This window comes from Streptomyces sp. NPDC007875 (genome assembly GCF_042868035.1).
Taxonomy (GTDB): Bacteria; Actinomycetota; Actinomycetes; order Streptomycetales; family Streptomycetaceae; genus Streptomyces; species Streptomyces antimycoticus.
In genome coordinates, this window is the sequence record NZ_JBIADZ010000022.1 from 59724 (window position 1) to 76300 (window position 16577).

A 16577-nucleotide genomic window follows, 5' to 3' on the forward strand; every position below is an offset into this window, starting at 1 on the left:
GTTGAAGGGACCCCCTGTGAGACGACGTCGTGCCCGACTTCTGTGTTCCCTCCTGCTGACGGTGGTGGCCGGGGCGGGGACCGCAGCCTCCTCCGCCTCCGCCGCTCCGGCTGCTCCCTCGTCCTCCGCTCCGGACGCCGCGGCCGCCCCGACCCCCCTGGACCGGGTCGTGCCCGCACCCGCGTCCGTACGGCCCGCGGCGGGCTCGTACACGATCCACCCCGACACCCCCATCCGGGTGTCCGGCTCCGACGGCTCGGCGCGCTCGGCACGCCGGGTGGCCGACTACCTCGCGACGGTGCTGCGCCCCGCCACCGGCTATCGGCTGCCCGTCACCGCGCGGGCGGGCGGCGACGGCATCCGGCTGCGGCTGACGCCCAAGGCCGCCGCGGTGTCGAAGCTGGGCGCGGAGGGATACCGGCTGGAGGTGACCGGCCGCGCCATCACCGTCACCGCGCGCGGCTCCGCGGGGCTGTTCCACGGCGTCCAGACGCTGCGGCAGCTGCTGCCCGCGTCCATCGAGCGCACCACCCGGCAGGCGGGCCCCTGGCGGATCTCCGCCGGCACCATCACCGATGAGCCGCGGTATGCCTGGCGGGGCGCGATGCTCGATGTCTCCCGGCACTTCTTCGGCGTGGACCAGGTCAAGCGCTATATCGACCAGCTGGCCCTCTACAAGATCAACAGGCTGCATCTGCACCTCTCGGACGACCAGGGGTGGCGGATCGCGATCGATTCCTGGCCGCGGCTGACCACGCACGGCGGCTCCACCCAGGTCGGGGGTGGCCCCGGCGGCTACTACACCAAGGACGACTACCGCGAGATCGTGAGCTACGCGGCCAGCCGTGAGCTGACCGTCGTCCCCGAGATCGACATGCCGGGCCACACCAACGCGGCGCTCGCCTCCTACGCGGAGCTGAACTGCGACGGCGTCGCCCCGCCGCTCTACACCGGCACCGAGGTCGGTTTCAGCTCGCTGTGCGTGCCGAAGGACGTGACGTACGACTTCGTGGACGACGTCATCCGCGAGCTCGCCGCGCTCACCCCCGGCCCCTACCTCCACATCGGCGGGGACGAGGCCCACTCCACCAGCCATGAGGACTATGTGGCCTTCATGGACCGGGTACAGCCGGTGGTCGCCAAGTACGGCAAGACGGCGATCGGCTGGCATCAGCTGACCGGTGCGCATCCCGCGAAGGGGGCGATCGCCCAGTACTGGGGGACGGACGGGAGCGAGAAGGAGGTCGCGGAGGCGGCCAAGGCGGGCACCCAGCTGATCCTCTCACCGGCCAACCGGGCCTATCTGGACATGAAGTACGACGCCAACACGCCGCTGGGGCAGAACTGGGCCGGGTACGTCGAGGCGAAGCAGTCCTACGACTGGGACCCGGGCACCTACATCAAGGACGCCCCGGCGTCCTCGGTGCTCGGTGTCGAGGCGCCGCTGTGGTCGGAGACCCTCGAGACCAGCTCGCACATCGAATACATGGCCTTCCCGCGTCTCCCCGGCATCGCCGAGCTCGGCTGGTCGCCCGCGAGCACACATGACTGGGAAAGCTACCGGGTCCGGGTGGCGGCGCAGGGTCCCCGCTGGGACGCCATGGGCATCACGTACTACCACTCCCCGCAGATCCCCTGGCCCACGAGCTGAGCTTCTTCCGGCACGGTGCCGGTGCCGGGGCTGGGTCCCGGGGGCGCTGCCCCCGGGACCCACTCCGTGGTGGCTCAGCTCGCGAAGCCCAGCTCCCGCGCGATCAGCATCCGCTGGACCTCGCTGGTGCCCTCGCCGATCTCCAGGATCTTGGAGTCGCGCCACATCCGGGCCACCGGATATTCGTTCATGAAGCCGTAGCCACCGTGGATCTGGGTGGCCTCGCGGGCGTTGTCCACCGCGATCTCGGAGGAGTAGAGCTTCGCGATCGACGCCTCCTTCTTGAACGGCTCGCCGAGGACGAGGCGGGAGGCCGCGTCCCGCCAGGCGACCCGGGCCATATGGGCGCGCATCTCCATATCGGCCAGCTTGAACTGGATGGCCTGGTTGGCGCCGATGGGGCGGCCGAACGCCTCGCGGGTCCTGGCGTACGCCACCGACTCGTCCACACAGCCCTGGGCGAGCCCGGTGGCCAGGGCGGAGATCGCGATCCGGCCCTCGTCCAGTATCCGCAGGAACTGGGCGTAGCCCCGGGCCTCGGCGCCCAGCAGATTCGCGGCCGGGACCCGGCAGTCGGCGAAGGACAGCTCGCGGGTGTCCGAGGCGTTCCACCCCACCTTGGAGTAGGGGGCGGCCACGGTGAAGCCGGGGGTGCCGGACGGCACGATGATCGAGGAGATCTCGGGGCGGCCGTCCTCCTTGCGGCCGGTGACGGCCGTGACGGTGACCAGCGCGGTGATGTCCGTACCGGAGTTGGTGATGAAGCACTTGGTGCCGTTGATCACCCACTCGCCGGTGGCCTCGTCCAGCCGGGCCGTGGTGCGGGTGGCGCCCGCGTCCGAGCCGCCGCCGGGCTCGGTCAGGCCGAACGCGCCCAGGGTCTCCCCGGAGCAGAGCCCCGGCAGCCAGGTGCGCTTCTGCTCCTCGGTGCCGTAGAGGAAGATCGGCATCGCGCCGAGCGAGACGCCGGCCTCCAGGGTGATCGCCACCGAGGAGTCCACCCGGGCCAGCTCCTCCAGGGCGAGGCAGAGCGCGAAGTAGTCCCCGCCCATGCCCCCGTACTCCTCCGGGAAGGGCAGGCCGAACAGGCCCATCCGGCCCATCTCGCGGACGATCTCGTACGGGAACTCATGGTGCTCCCAGTACTCCCCGATCTTGGGGGCGACCACATCATGCGCGAACGCCTCGACGGTGCGGCGCAGTTCCTCGTGTTCGGGGGAGAGTCGGTGGTCGATCGGCATGGCTCAGGTCTCCTTCTGGGAGAGGGCGCGGACGGTGCGGGACGGGCTGGGCCGGCCCAGATGCCGGGCCATCCACACGCTGGTGGCGGTGAGACGGCCGATGTCGACCCCGGTCTCGATGCCGAGGCCGTCGAGCATCCACACGAGGTCTTCGGTGGCGAGATTGCCGGTGGCGCTCTTGGCGTAGGGGCAGCCGCCGAGGCCACCGGCGGAGGCGTCGACGGTGGTCACGCCGTGCTGGAGCGCGGCGAGGGTGTTGGCGAGTGCCTGGCCGTAGGTGTCGTGGAAGTGCACGGCCAGCCGGTCGTTGGTGACGCCCGCCTCGTTGAGCGTGGCCAGCAGCTCCCGCACATGGCCGGGGGTGGCCACGCCGATGGTGTCGCCGAGGCTGATCTCGTCGCATCCCATGTCCAGCAGGCGGCGGCTGACCGAGACGGTCTGGGAGATCGGGACCTGCCCCTCCCATGGGTCGCCGAAGCACATCGACAGATAGCCGCGCACGGCCACGCCCGCGTCCTTGGCCTTGGCGACGACCGGCTCGAACATCTCCAGCGCGCCGTCCACCGTGCGGTTGAGATTGGCCTTGGCGAAGGACTCCGTGGTGCTGGCGAAGACGGCGATCTCGCGCGCGCCCAGCGCGAGGGCGCGGTCGAGACCGCGCTCATTGGGCACGAGCACGGGGAGCCGGGCGGCCACATCGTCGATCAGCGGCATCAGCTCCTCGGCGTCCGCCAGTTGGGGCACCCACTTGGGATGGACGAAGCTGGTGGCCTCGATGGTGGTGAGACCGGCCTCGGCGAGCCGCCGGATGAACTCGGCCTTGATGGCCACCGGGACCAGCGCCTTCTCGTTCTGCAGCCCGTCCCGCGGGCCCACCTCATAGATCCGGATCCGGGTGGGCAACCCGGGGGCCGGGACGGTCATGGGGAGGGTCATCACTCACGCTCCTCGCTCTCGTGCGGGGTGACGACGGCCAGCAGCTGGTCCATGGCGACCGTGCTGCCGGGGGTCACATCGAGCTCGGTGACGGTGCCGTCGTGCGGGGCGGAGATGAGGTGCTCCATCTTCATCGCCTCGACCACCAGCAGGCCCTGACCCGCGGTGACATCATCGCCGACCGCTGCCTTCACGACGGTGACGGTGCCGGGCATGGGCGCGGTCAGCTCCCCGGCGTGGGCGGCGGAGGCGCCTCCGCGCAGCGCCTCCTCCACGGGGTCGTGCCCGACCACGCGCCAGGTGTCCCCGTCCCGCCCCAGCCAGTGGCTCGCGCCGTGCGCGGCATGGCGGAAGCGGTGGGTGACCCCGCCGAGGTCCAGCAGCACGGAGCTGTTGTCCACGGCGACGAGCCGCGCTCGCACGGCGGCACCCGCGTCGGTACCGGGGACGGGGGCTGCGGCGTCGTCGGGCTGCTCGATGCGTACCTCCGCGTCGTGTGCGCGGCCGCGCACACGGACCGTCACCGGGGGGTGGCCCGCTACGCGGAGGCGGTGGACCGTCCAGGCGGGATCGCCGCCGAGGCGCCAGCCGGTCGGCACCGAGAACGGATCGACCCAAACGTCCGCGGCCGGGCCGCCGAGGCCGGATCCGCCAGGCTCCGGGCGCCCGCCGGATCCGCCGCCACGCGGAGCCGCGGGCTCCAGCGCCGCCTGGCGCAGCAAGGCCGCCGCCGCGTAGATCTCCTCCGGTATGGCCGGCGGGATCAGCGAGGCCGCCGCGCGGTCGACCAGGCCCGTGTCGAGCTCGCCCGAGGCGACCGAGGGGTGGGCGGCCAGACGGCGCAGAAAGCCGGTGTTGGTGTCCACGCCCAGGACGGTCAGGGAGCCGAGGGCGGCGCGCAGCCGGCGCAGGGCGGTGGGGCGGTCGGGGCCGTGGGCGATGACCTTGGCGAGCATCGGGTCGTAGACCGTGCCGACCTCGGTGCCCGCGCTCAGCCCGGAGTCGACCCGCACCCCCTCGCCCTCCGGCTCGTCCAGCGCCAGCACGGTGCCGGCCGAGGGCAGGAAGTCCACCCGGCCGTCGGCAGTCGCGCGGGCGGTCTCGGCGCAGATACGGGCCTCCACCGCATGCCCGCTGAAGCCGATCTCGTCCTGCTCGAACGGCAGCGGCTCGCCCGCGGCGACGCGCAGCTGCCACTCCACCAGGTCCAGACCGGCCTGGCCGCCGACGGACACCGTCAGCTCGGTGACCGGATGCTCCACCTGGAGGCGGGTGTTCATCTCCATGAAGCAGTACGCGGACGGATCGTCGCCCGGCACGATGAACTCGACCGTGCCCGCGCCCACATAGCCGCACGACCGCGCCGCGGCTACCGCGGCCTCGCCCATCCGCGCCCGGGTGGCCTCGTCCAGCAGTGGGCTGGGCGCCTCCTCGATGATCTTCTGATGGCGGCGCTGCAGCGAGCACTCGCGCTCCCCGAGGTGGACCGCGTGCCCCTGGCCGTCCGCCAGCACCTGGATCTCGATATGCCGGGGCCGGTCGATCCAGCGCTCCACCAGCAGCGTGTCATCGCCGAACGCCCCGCGCGCCTCGCGCCGTGCGGCCGCGATCTCGTCGGCCAGCAGTGCCTCGTCGCGGACGAGCCGCATGCCCTTGCCGCCGCCGCCCGCCGAGGGCTTCAGCAGCACCGGCATCCCGATCTCCCGCGCGGCGGCGGTGAGCTGGTCGTCCGTCAGCCCGCTGCCCGAGGAGCCCGGCACCACCGGCACCCCGGCCGTGTGCACGGTCTCCTTGGCGCGGATCTTGTCGCCCATCAGCTCGATGGCCCCGGCGGGCGGCCCGATGAAGGCCAGGCCCGCGTCGGCGCAGGCGCGGGCGAACGCCCCGTTCTCCGCGAGGAAGCCGTAGCCGGGGTGGACGGCCTGGGCGCCGGTGCGCGCCGCGGCGTCCAGCAGCCGCTCGATGGACAGATAGCTCTCCGCGGCGGGGGCGGGGCCGATCCGCACCGCCGTGTCCGCCTCGCGCACATGGCGGGCGTCCGCGTCCGCGTCGCTGTAGACGGCGACCGAGCGCACGCCCAGCCGCCGCAGGGTGCGGATGACGCGCACGGCGATCTCACCGCGGTTGGCCACCAGCACGGTGCCGAACATCGCGGGCGACGGGCTCGCCGCACGCGGACCACTTGTCGAGCTCACTGGGCTCTTCGGGCTCATCTGGTGCATCCCCCTCACATCCGGAAGACGCCGTAGCCGGGCGCCGCGGGCTCGGTGGCCGTACGGCCGGGCAGCGGTGCGTTGGCGCAGGCCGTAAGGGCGAGGCCGAGCACCGTGCGGGTCTCCAGGGGGTCGATCACACCGTCGTCCCACAGCCGGGCGGTGGCGTAATACGCGTTTCCCTGCGCCTCGTACTGCTCGCGGACCGGGGCCCGGAACGTCTCCTCCTCCTCGGCGCTCCACTCCTCCCCGCGCGCCTCCATCTGGTCGCGCTTGACGGTGGCGAGCACGGAGGCGGCCTGCTCACCGCCCATCACCGAGATCTTGGCGTTGGGCCACATCCACAGGAAGCGCGGCGAATAGGCGCGGCCGCACATCGAGTAGTTGCCCGCGCCGTAGGAACCGCCGATCACGACCGTCAGTTTGGGGACGCGGGTGCAGGCCACGGCGGTGACCATCTTGGCGCCGTGCTTGGCGATACCGCCCGCCTCATAGCTGCGGCCCACCATGAATCCCGAGATGTTCTGCAGGAAGACCAGGGGGATGCCGCGCTGGTCGCACAGCTCGATGAAATGGGCGCCCTTCTGGGCCGATTCGGAGAACAGGATGCCGTTGTTGGCGACGATGCCCACCGGGTGACCCATGATCCGCGCGAAGCCCGTGACCAGCGTGGTGCCGAACTCGGCCTTGAACTCGGCGAACCGTGAGCCGTCCACCAGCCGCGCGATGACCTCCCGCACGTCGTACGGCGTGCGCGAATCGACCGGAACCGCCCCGTAGAGCCCCGCCGGGTCGACCGCGGGCTCCTGGGAGGGCTCCAGCGCCCACGGTGGCGACCCCTGCCGCATCGCGGACGGCGGCAGGGTGGCGACGATGGAGCGGACGATCCGCAGCGCGTGGGCGTCGTCCTCCGCCAGATGGTCGGTCACGCCCGAGACCCGGGAGTGGACCTCGCCGCCGCCCAGCTCCTCCGCCGAGACGACCTCCCCGGTGGCCGCCTTCACCAGCGGCGGCCCGCCCAGGAAGATCGTGCCCTGGCCGCGCACGATCACGGCCTCGTCGCTCATCGCCGGGACGTACGCCCCGCCCGCTGTGCAGGACCCCATTACTGCCGCGACCTGCGGAATCCCGGAGCCGGACAGCCGCGCCTGGTTGTAGAAGATCCGCCCGAAGTGGTCGCGGTCGGGGAAGACCTCGTCCTGCATGGGGAGGAAGGCGCCGCCGGAGTCGACCAGATAGACGCACGGCAGGTGGTTCTCCAGCGCGACCTCCTGGGCGCGCAGATGCTTTTTCACCGTCATCGGGTAGTACGTGCCGCCCTTGACGGTGGCGTCATTGGCGACCACGACCACCTCACGGCCGGCCACCCGGCCGATCCCGGCGATCACCCCCGCCGCGGGGGCCTGGCCCTCGTACATCCCCTCGGCGGCGAGCGGGGCCAGCTCCAGGAACGGGGAGCCCGGATCCAGCAGTGTGTCCACCCGGTCGCGCGGCAGCAGCTTGCCGCGCGCGGTGTGCCGCGCCCGCGCCCTCTCCCCGCCGCCGAGCCGCGCCACGGCCAGCTTCTCGCGCAGCCGCGCGGCCAGCTCGCGGTGCGCTGCCTCATTGGCCTTCCAGGCGTCGGACGCCGGGTCGGCGCCGCTGTGCAGCGCCGGTGCCTGCTCCATGGCTGCGAGCCCCCTCGCTCGGTACCGTTAGTGAACGTTAACTAGTTACCACCAGGTTAACGACCACTAACCCGGCTGTCTAGAATCGATTTCATGAGCACGCAAGCAGCCGCCCCGGCCCGTCGCGAGCAGATCCTCAAGGAGGCCGCCCGCCTCTTCGCCGAGCGCGGCTTCCACGGCGTCGGCGTCGATGAGATAGGTGCCGCGGTCGGCATCAGCGGCCCCGGTCTCTACCGCCACTTCCCCGGCAAGGAGGCAATGCTCGCCGAGCTGCTGGTCGGCATCAGCGGCCGGCTGCTGACCGGCGGCAAGCGGCGCGCCGCCGAGGGGGAGGGGGCCGGGCTCGCCCCCGCCGAGGTGCTGGACTCGCTGATCGAGGGCCATATCGACTTCGCCCTCGACGACCGCCCGCTGATCATCCTCCACGACCGCGAGCTGGACCGGCTGCGGGACACCGACCGCAAGCTGGTGCGCTCGCTCCAGCGGCAGTACGTGGAGTTGTGGGTCGAGGTGGTGCGCGAGGTCTACCCCCGGCTCGCCGAGGCCGAGGCCCGCGCGTGTGTCCACGCCGTCTTCGGGCTGCTCAACTCCACGCCCCACCTCGGCCGCCCCGGCGCCCTCCCGGGGCGCACGGCCACCGCCGCCCTGCTGCACCGCCTGGCCCTCGGCGCCTTCGGCGGTGCCCACGGGGTGGATGGCCGGGCGAGTGAGCCGAAGGGGCGCGCCGCTGTCGACGAGGAGAGCGCGCGCAGGTCCTGAGGGGCGAAGGGCCGAGCGCGGTCGAGTCGTCGACAGCGGCTGAGGCCCCCGGCGGGGGCACCTCCCAGCGGTAGCTGGGGGAGAACCGGGCCCCTGTAAGAGGGGCTGGACAGGCCCGGTGACTCGCGGGTAGCTTTCACTGAGCAAGCGCTTAGGTGAGTGTCGCCAAGCTATCAGTTGAGGAATCACGACGGCGGTCGGCCGGTCCGCGGAGCGGCGGCGGCTCAGCCGTAAGGAGGGCCGCGCCAATGCGCCGCACGGTGTTCAACGAGGACCACGAGGCGTTCCGGGAGACCATCCGCGACTTCATCGCGGCCGAGGTCGTGCCGTACTACGACCAGTGGCGGGAGGCCGGCCAGGCCCCGCGCGACTTCTACAAGAAGCTCGGCGAGCTGGGTGTGTTCGGCATCGAGGTGCCCGAGGAGTACGGCGGGGCGGGGGAGACCAGCTTCAAGTTCAACGCCGTCATCACCGAGGAGACCGCCCGCGCCGGGGTCAGCTTCGGCGGCAGCAGCGTGCACACCGCGCTGTGCCTGCCGTACCTCCTCAAGTACGCCAACGAGGAGCAGAAGCAGCGCTGGCTGCCCTCCTTCGTCACCGGCGACCTGATGACCGCCATCGCCATGACCGAGCCCGGCGCCGGCTCCGACCTGGCGGGCATGAAGACCACCGCCAAGCTCTCCGAGGACGGCACCCACTACGTCCTCAACGGCGCCAAGACCTTCATCACCGGCGGCGTCCTGGCCGACCGGGTGCTGGTCTGCGCCCGCACCGCTCCGGCCACCCCCGAGGACCGCCGCGGCGGCATATCCATCCTCGTGGTCGACACCAAGAGCGAGGGATACGCGGTCGGCCGCAAGCTGGAGAAGCTGGGCCTGAAGACCTCCGACACCGCAGAGCTCTCCTTCACCGACGTCAAGGTGCCGGTGGAGGACCTGCTGGGCGAGGAGGGCAAGGCGTTCGGCTACCTCACCCACAATCTGCCGCAGGAGCGCCTGGGCATCGCCGTCGGGGCGTACGCACAGGCCGCGGCGGCCGTCCGGTTCGCCACCGAGTACGTCCGGGACCGCACCGTCTTCGGCCAGGCGGTCGCGTCGTTCCAGAACACCAAGTTCGTGCTCGCCGACTGCCAGTCCGAGGTGGACGCGATGCAGGCGGTCGTGGACCGGGCCCTGGACGCGCACGACGCCGATGAGCTGACCGCCGCCGACGCCGCCTCCGCCAAGCTCTTCACCACCGAGCGCGCCGCCGTCGTCATCGACAAGTGCCTGCAGCTCCACGGTGGTTACGGCTACATGATGGAGTACCCCATAGCCCGGCTGTACGCGGACACCCGCGTCAACCGGATCTACGGCGGCACCAGCGAGGTCATGCGGTCCATCGTCGCCAAGTCGATGGGGCTGTGACGACCGTCATGAGCTGCGGCAACAGGACCGCAATCCAGGTCTGCAAGACTGCTTGAACCATGAATGACGCACTTCAGAGCCTTCTCGATCTGCTCGATCTCGAGCAGATCGAGGAGGACATCTTCCGTGGCACCAGCGACGCCGCCCCCCTCGTACCGCGGGTCTTCGGCGGTCAGGTCGCCGCCCAGGCCCTGGTCGCCGCGGGCCGCACCGTCCCCGAGGACCGCTCGGCGCATTCGCTGCACGCGTACTTCCTGCGGCCCGGCGACCCCGGGGCGCCCATCGTCTACACCGTCGACCGGATCCGGGACGGCCACTCCTTCACCACCCGCCGGGTGGTCGCCGTCCAGCACGGGCAGCCGATCTTCCACCTCTCGGCCTCCTTCCAGCTCTACGAGGACGGCCTCGAGCACCAGGAGCCGATGCCGGACGTACCGGACCCGCTCACCCTGCCCACCGCCGATGAGCTGCTGCCCCGCTATGAGCATCTCTTCGGCCCCGGGGTGACCCAGCGGATGCTCCAGGCGCGGGCCGCGATCGATCTGCGGTACGTGGACGAGCCGCCCTTCGGCAGCGTCGGACGGCCGCGCGAGCCCAAGTCGCAGGTTTGGTTCCGGATCAACGGCAAACTGGACGGCGTTGCCGACCACCCCCTGCTCCACGTCTGCCTGGCGACCTATGTCTCCGATATGACGCTGCTGGACTCCATCCTGCTCGCCCACGGGCGCGGCGGCTGGGCGGTCGGCGACATCGTCGGGGCCAGCCTGGATCACGCCATGTGGTTCCACCGGCCGTTCCGGGTGGACGACTGGCTGCTGTACGACCAGGAGAGCCCCTCCGCGTCCGGCGGACGCGGCCTGGCCAAGGGCCGTATCTTCACCGCCGACGGGCGGCTGGCCGTCTCCGTGATCCAGGAGGGGGTCATGCGGGTGCCGCGCGAGAAGAAGTGAGCGCGGCGGGCGGCGGGGCCGCCCGTCCACCAGACGGCCCGGGCCCATCAGACGTCCGTAAGGACGTCAGACGTCCGTAAGGACGGTCCGGGCCCGCCGGGAGCCCGCGGGGGCGGCCAGGGCGCGCCGGGCGCCTGCCGCGGCGGCCGGGCGCCGTCAGAACTGGGCCGACAGCCCCGCCGCGTCCAGCAGGTACGCCGTCATCGGGTCGTAGAACCGCGGGTTGGTGACGTGGTCGTCCAGCGGGACCACCACCGACAGCGTGCCCTCGGACTCACCGAGGAAGAGCGCCGGGTCGTTGCAGTCCGCGTAGCCGACCGCGTCGATGCCCCGCTGCCCCGCGCAGCCCGCCCAGCCGTGGTCGGCGACGACCAGATCGGGCAGCGGGCGCCCCTCGTGGGCCAGCCCGTCGAGGATCGCCGCCATGGGCGCGGGGGAGTGGGTGTGCCACAGCGTGGCGCCCCGCTCCAGCATCGCCACATCGCAGAACTGGAAGACGTACCCCTCGTCCGCCTGCAGCCCGCCCGGGATCTCCACGATCTCGCAGCCGGCGGCCCGCAGTGCCGCCGCCGTGGCCCGGTGGACCTCCAGCAGCCCGCCCGGATGCCCGGTGGCGAACAGCACCCGCTCGTTCGCCTCCGCCGCCTTCCGGAGCACCGAGGCCATCCGGTCCAGCGCGCCGACCGTCAGCTCCGGGTCGATCGTGTCCTGCCCCGAGCGGTACTCCGGGTCGTCCACCACGCCGCACCGCTCCGCCATGACCGCCAGCACGTCCTGCTCATCGGTCCAGCGGTCGCCCAGCTCCAGGCCGAGCCAGTAGTGGCGGTCGCCGTTCGCGAGCTTGCGGTAGTGGGAGAGGTTGTTCTCACGAGGAGTGGCGACATCGCCCGCGATGCGCGTACGGATGAGGTGGTCGATCAGTTCGGCACGGCTGGGCACGGCGCTGGGTATCGGCATGTGCCCCATTGTCACCTCTCCGACGGGGGAATGGGGACATCCGCCGCCGGTCGGGCGTGATGCGACCATGGCGAAATTCCGGATGCCGGCCCGGACGGCCGCCGCCCGGGCCCCCGTATCGGGCCTAACGGCCCGGGCGACGGCTCCGGGCGGAGCGGCGGGGGGCGCCGGGACGGCGCGCACGCTGCGGTTGGGGCTGGGGCGCGCTGATGATCACGGGCACGCCGGAGGGTTCCTGGGCGCCGGTGATCCGGGTGAGTTCGGGGTCGGCGGAGTGGACCTGGGCGGTCTGCGGGGTGATGCCCGCGTCGGCCATGAGACGGCCCATCTCCCGGCGCTGGTCCGGGGTGACCAGCGTGATGACGCTGCCGGATCCGCCCGCACGGGCCGTACGGCCGCCACGGTGCAGATAGTCCTTGTGGTCCGCGGGCGGGTCGACATTGACCACGAGATCGAGATCGTCCACATGGATGCCCCGGGCCGCGACGTTCGTGGCCACCAGCGCGGTGACATGGCCGGACCTGAACTGGTCCAGGGTCCGGGTGCGCTGCGGCTGGGACTTGCCGCCGTGCAGCGCGGCCGCCCGTACGCCGCTGGTCAGCAGATGCCGGGTGAGCCGGTCGACGGCGCGCTTGGTGTCCAGGAAGAGGAGGACGCGGCCGTCCCGGGCGGCCACCCGGGTGACGACGGAGCGCTTGTCGGTGTCCGCGATGTGCAGGACGTGGTGCTCCATCGTGGTGACGGCACCGGCGGACGGGTCGACCGAGTGCACGGCCGGATCGTCCAGGAACTGGCGCGTCAGCTTGCTGATGTCATGATCGAGGGTCGCGGAGAACAGCAGGCGCTGACCGTCGGCGGGGACCTGCCGCAGCAGCCGGGTCACCTGGGGCAGGAAGCCCATGTCGGCCATCTGGTCGGCCTCGTCGAGGACGGTGGTGCGCACCTGGTCCAGTCGGCAGTCGCCGCGTTCGATCAGGTCGTAGAGGCGCCCGGGGGTCGCGATGACCACCTCCGCGCCATTGCGCAGGGCATCGGCCTGGCGGTTGATCGACATGCCACCGACCACCGTGGCCGCGCGCAGCCCCAGCCGCCGGGCATAGGGGGTGAGCGCCTCGGTGACCTGCTGGGCCAGCTCCCGGGTGGGGACCAGCACCAGTGCGAGGGGGCGGCGGGGCTCCGCGCGCTGCCCGGCGGTGCGGGCCAGCAGGGCGAGGCCGAAGGCGAGGGTCTTGCCGGAGCCGGTGCGGCCACGGCCCAGTACGTCCCGGCCGGCGAGCGCGTTCGGGAGGGTGGCCGCCTGAATGGGGAACGGCACGGTGACGCCCTGCTGCGTCAGCTCCGCGATCAGCTCCTTCGGCATGTCGAGCTCGGCGAAGGAGGTGACGGCGGGCAGCACCGGAGTGGAGCCGGGCGCCAGGGCGAATTCGCTTGCGCCGGATGAGCGGGGGCGCCCACTGGCGGCGGAACGGGAGGGTACGGGTTTTTTGCGGCGGTGCGAGCGGGTGGATCGGCTCAACGCGGTGCCTTTCCGCTGGGCGTGGTCTGTGGAAATGCGTACGAGCCGGGGCTCGCACCCCTTCAGGTGCGGGCCCCGGCTCGTGACAGGCGCTGCTATCAGGCGGGAACGATGTTCTCGGCCTGCGGGCCCTTCTGGCCCTGCGTGACGTCGAAGGTCACCTTCTGGCCTTCCTGCAGCTCACGGAAGCCCTGGGTGGCGATGTTCGAGTAGTGGGCGAAGACGTCGGCGCCGCCGCCGTCCTGCTCGATGAAGCCGAAGCCCTTTTCCGCGTTGAACCACTTCACGGTGCCAGTAGCCATGTCATTCTCCTTTACTTGGGATCGGTCTGGAACGCGCAGGAAACGCGTCCCAAGTCGCCGAAATGACCCCATCCGGAAATGACCGGCAGAAACAAAAAATGCGCCGGACGCTACATATCGTCAGGCGCACACAAGTCCATGGGTACCAAAACTGCAACTAGTAAGGACCCTATCACGTGCCACCACGGAACGGCGGGAACCACGTGGGCGATTTTTGCCGTCGGGCCGTGCCATCCCGCTTCGAGGTGTGACACGCTGGTCGTTCCGGCTCCCTTCTCTCCCCGTTGAGGCACTATGCGCTGCATCATCGCCAATTTCGCCTTCGACCTGACCGCGCGCGAGGTGACGGACGCGATGAGCGGCGTCAGCCCTGAACCGATCACCGGCCCATCGGTCCAGATCGGCCGCCGTGCCTACCCGGTCAAGCAGGTCGGCGCCGTGATCACCCGCCAGGATCGCCGCGACTTCACGGCGGGCGAGGTGATCCGCGCCATGACACGCCTCGGCTTCACCTGTCACCCGGCGCCCGCGGTCGCGACGGCCGACCCCGTCGAGGCCGCCTCCGACCTTCTGGGGAAGCCGCTGGAGGGCTGACGCCCACCGGCGCGGCGCGGGCGCGGTAAGGGTGTCGAGAACGCGCTGACCTCCCGCGCTTCCGCGAGTGAGCGGAATCATCGGCCGTCCATGGCGGCCATGAGTGAATTTAAGCGTTGACTTATATAAGCGGCGACTGGCATAGTCCTGGCGTGCACGCACTCGATGTCCTCGGAGACCCCGTTCGGCGCCGGATATTGGAGCTGCTGGCCGCGGGGGAGCGATCCTCCGGCGAGGTCAGCACCGTGATCCGGTCCGAGTTCGGCATCTCGCAGCCCGCCGTGTCACAGCATCTGCGGGTGTTGCGGGAGGGCGGATTCGCCTCCGTGCGGGCAGAGGGCACAAGGCGGTTATACGCCGTCGAGGCCGCGCCCCTGCGGGAGGCCGACCGGTGGCTGGACCAGTTCCGGGGCTTCTGGGAGCAGCGGCTGGACGCGCTGGGGACCGAACTGGCGCGAGGCAAGCGGCAGCGGCGGCTCGATCAGGGGCGCGGCGGCGACAGTCGAACCGGTGAGGAAACATAAGTCATGAGCGAGATCGTCGACCAGATCAACGACGTCCACCGCGAGGTCGGCACCCGTGAGGTGCCCGACGGCGAGGCCCGTACCGTCCTGCTGCGGCGCACCTACGACGCCGCGATCGAGGACGTATGGGACGCGTGCACCGATCCGCAGCGGATCAGCCGCTGGTTCCTGCCGGTGAGCGGCGACCTGAAGCTCGGTGGCCACTACCAGCTGGAGGGCAACGCGGGCGGCGAGATCCTGCGCTGCGAACCCCCGCGGCTGCTCACGGTGAGCTGGCTGTTCGGCGAGAACCCCGGCTTCAGCGAGGTCGAGGTGCGGCTGAGCGCCGAGGGCGAGGAGCGGACCGTGTTCGAGCTGGAGCATGTCGCCGTCGTACCGCCCGAGATGTGGGACCAGTTCGGTCCCGGCGCGGTCGGCGTCGGCTGGGACGGCGCACTGCTCGGCCTCGCCCTGCATCTGGCGGGACAGACGCCCGCCGACCCGGCGGCATGGCAGACCTCGGACGAGGCGCGGGAGTTCATGACCCGCTCCAGCGCGGCCTGGGGCGCGGCGTACGAAGCCTCGGGGGCGCCGGCGGAGGTCGCGGCCGCCACGATGCGGGCGACCACGGAGTTCTACGTACCCCAGGGGTAGCCGCAGGGGCCCGCCGCGAGGGTGACTCGGGGCAGGTCACAGCTTCAGCCGTGCCGCCACCGGCAGGTGATCGCTGTCGGTGGCGGGCAGTGTCCAGGACGAGCGCGGCTCCACGCCGCGGACGAGTATGTGGTCGATCCTCGCCACGGGGAACGACGCGGGCCAGGTGAGACCGAACCCGGCGCCCGCCTCGCTCTGGGCCGAGCGCAGTGGCGAGGTGACGGCGGACAGCGCCCGGTCGTCGAGGGTGCCGTTGAGATCGCCCACGAGCACGGTGCGCTCCCGTGGTTCGGCGCGCAGGGCGGTGCTGAGGCGGCGCGCGGCGGCGTCCCGAGCGGCGGCGGTGAAGCCCGAAGCGGGGCTGAACCGGACCGACAGCAGATGGGCGACGAAGACGGTGACCGGCCCCTTGGGCGTCCGCACGACGGCGCGCAGGGCGCGCGGCCAGGGCGCGATGTCCACGGTCCGGGAGGCGTCGACGGGGTATCTGCTCCACAGCCCGACCGTGCCCCGCACGGTGTGATACGGGTACGCGCCGGCCAGCGTGCGCTCGTACTCCGCTGTCGCGGCGCCCAGTTCCTCGAGCGCCAGCACATCGGCGCCGGAGTTCGCGAGGGCGCGGGCGGTGCGGGCGGGGTGCGGGTTGTGCTCGTCGACGTTGTGGGACACCACGGTCAGGTCTCCGCCGTCCGCCCGTTTGTCGAGGAGCATCCCGCCGAAGAGCGAACTCCAGATGAGCGCGGGCAGAACGACCGCAACGGCGGCGGTCGCGGACCGGCGGACGAGGGCACACAGCAGCAACAGAGGCACGGCCAGACCGGTCCAGGGCAGGAAGGTCTCGACGAGACTGCCGAGATGGCCGACCTGGTTGGGGATAGCGGCGTGGCCCAGCATCACCAGCGCGGCCACCAGCGCGAGCCCGGCGATGGCCCGGCCCCGACGCCAGACGCCGGGATCGGTCGCGGCGTGCGTGGTGGGCTGGGGCGCGGCGCTCGTGTCGGGTTCGGGCGGGGGAGTGGGGGCCTGTCGTGCGGAAGGGGCGTCGAGAGGTGTTGCCATGGTGGCCTCACCGGGTCCCGGATGTGGTCGTCGGCCACCACCGTCGTACGGCCTCGAGCGGCCGCGGCGGCCTCACCGCGCGCGGGCCGGATACCCCGGGCACGCGGGGTACGCGGGGAGTGCGATCAGGGAACATGCGCAAGGCGCCTCCAGGGTGGTTGACGTGCTG

15 protein-coding genes are annotated in these 16577 nt (G+C 71.7%); 7 read left to right on the plus strand and 8 right to left on the minus strand.

The window, feature by feature from the left end; genetic code table 11:
- The first annotated feature begins 16 nt into the window (after positions 1-16).
- Entirely contained in the window at positions 17-1651 is a 1635-nt protein-coding gene (locus tag ACFYOY_RS34985; protein WP_388591481.1) for a beta-N-acetylhexosaminidase, read from the plus strand.
- A gap of 74 nt (positions 1652-1725) precedes the next feature.
- Here ACFYOY_RS34985 and ACFYOY_RS34990 read toward each other — a convergent pair whose 3' ends face one another.
- From ACFYOY_RS34990 to ACFYOY_RS35005, 4 genes are all read right to left on the minus strand, one after another.
- Positions 1726-2892: an acyl-CoA dehydrogenase family protein gene (locus tag ACFYOY_RS34990; RefSeq protein WP_174887363.1), complete on the minus strand. Its 1167-nt coding sequence runs from the start codon at positions 2890-2892 to the stop codon at positions 1726-1728.
- 3 nt (positions 2893-2895) lie between these two features.
- Positions 2896-3828: a hydroxymethylglutaryl-CoA lyase gene (locus ACFYOY_RS34995; protein ID WP_388591484.1), complete on the minus strand. Its 933-nt coding sequence runs from the start codon at positions 3826-3828 to the stop codon at positions 2896-2898.
- A complete protein-coding gene (locus ACFYOY_RS35000; protein WP_388591545.1) occupies positions 3828-5978 on the minus strand; it encodes an acetyl/propionyl/methylcrotonyl-CoA carboxylase subunit alpha in 2151 nt (716 codons plus the stop codon). Before ACFYOY_RS35000 ends, ACFYOY_RS34995 begins: the two co-directional genes overlap by 1 nt.
- A 77-nt stretch (positions 5979-6055) precedes the next feature.
- Entirely contained in the window at positions 6056-7708 is a 1653-nt protein-coding gene (locus tag ACFYOY_RS35005; RefSeq protein ID WP_351889157.1) for a carboxyl transferase domain-containing protein, read from the minus strand.
- 93 nt (positions 7709-7801) lie between these two features.
- Between ACFYOY_RS35005 and ACFYOY_RS35010 the strand changes: the two genes are divergently transcribed.
- The 3 genes from ACFYOY_RS35010 to ACFYOY_RS35020 all read left to right on the plus strand — a co-directional run bounded on the left by ACFYOY_RS35010 (position 7802) and on the right by ACFYOY_RS35020 (position 10823).
- Entirely contained in the window at positions 7802-8467 is a 666-nt protein-coding gene (locus ACFYOY_RS35010) for a TetR/AcrR family transcriptional regulator (protein WP_388591486.1), read from the plus strand.
- Positions 8468-8715: 248 nt separating this feature from the next.
- Positions 8716-9873, plus strand: coding sequence for an acyl-CoA dehydrogenase family protein (locus ACFYOY_RS35015; protein WP_351889146.1), 1158 nt, complete (start codon positions 8716-8718; stop codon positions 9871-9873).
- 59 nt (positions 9874-9932) lie between these two features.
- Entirely contained in the window at positions 9933-10823 is an 891-nt protein-coding gene (locus ACFYOY_RS35020; RefSeq protein ID WP_351889140.1) for an acyl-CoA thioesterase II, read from the plus strand.
- 156 nt (positions 10824-10979) lie between these two features.
- Here ACFYOY_RS35020 and ACFYOY_RS35025 read toward each other — a convergent pair whose 3' ends face one another.
- The 3 genes from ACFYOY_RS35025 to ACFYOY_RS35035 all read right to left on the minus strand — a co-directional run bounded on the left by ACFYOY_RS35025 (position 10980) and on the right by ACFYOY_RS35035 (position 13598).
- Entirely contained in the window at positions 10980-11789 is an 810-nt protein-coding gene (locus tag ACFYOY_RS35025; protein WP_374212261.1) for a phosphatase, read from the minus strand.
- A gap of 115 nt (positions 11790-11904) precedes the next feature.
- The gene (locus ACFYOY_RS35030; RefSeq protein ID WP_351889131.1) at positions 11905-13296 is read right to left on the minus strand and encodes a DEAD/DEAH box helicase; all 1392 of its coding nucleotides are present in this window, start codon (positions 13294-13296) and stop codon (positions 11905-11907) included.
- Between the two features lie 98 nt (positions 13297-13394).
- Positions 13395-13598 (minus strand): cold-shock protein, encoded by a 204-nt coding sequence (locus ACFYOY_RS35035; protein ID WP_010986199.1) that lies wholly within the window; start codon positions 13596-13598, stop codon positions 13395-13397.
- Positions 13599-13892: 294 nt separating this feature from the next.
- Between ACFYOY_RS35035 and ACFYOY_RS35040 the strand changes: the two genes are divergently transcribed.
- The 3 genes from ACFYOY_RS35040 to ACFYOY_RS35050 all read left to right on the plus strand — a co-directional run bounded on the left by ACFYOY_RS35040 (position 13893) and on the right by ACFYOY_RS35050 (position 15349).
- On the plus strand, positions 13893-14192 hold the full coding sequence (locus tag ACFYOY_RS35040; protein ID WP_351889126.1) for an SCO5918 family protein: 300 nt from the start codon (positions 13893-13895) through the stop codon (positions 14190-14192).
- Between the two features lie 152 nt (positions 14193-14344).
- Entirely contained in the window at positions 14345-14716 is a 372-nt protein-coding gene (locus ACFYOY_RS35045) for a metalloregulator ArsR/SmtB family transcription factor (protein ID WP_351889121.1), read from the plus strand.
- 3 nt (positions 14717-14719) lie between these two features.
- Positions 14720-15349, plus strand: a complete 630-nt coding sequence (locus ACFYOY_RS35050; RefSeq protein ID WP_351889117.1) for an SRPBCC family protein — start codon at positions 14720-14722, stop codon at positions 15347-15349.
- 36 nt (positions 15350-15385) lie between these two features.
- On the opposite strand, the gene ACFYOY_RS35055 is transcribed toward ACFYOY_RS35050, so the two are convergent.
- Positions 15386-16408: an endonuclease/exonuclease/phosphatase family protein gene (locus tag ACFYOY_RS35055; RefSeq protein ID WP_388591490.1), complete on the minus strand. Its 1023-nt coding sequence runs from the start codon at positions 16406-16408 to the stop codon at positions 15386-15388.
- Positions 16409-16577 lie beyond the last annotated feature (169 nt).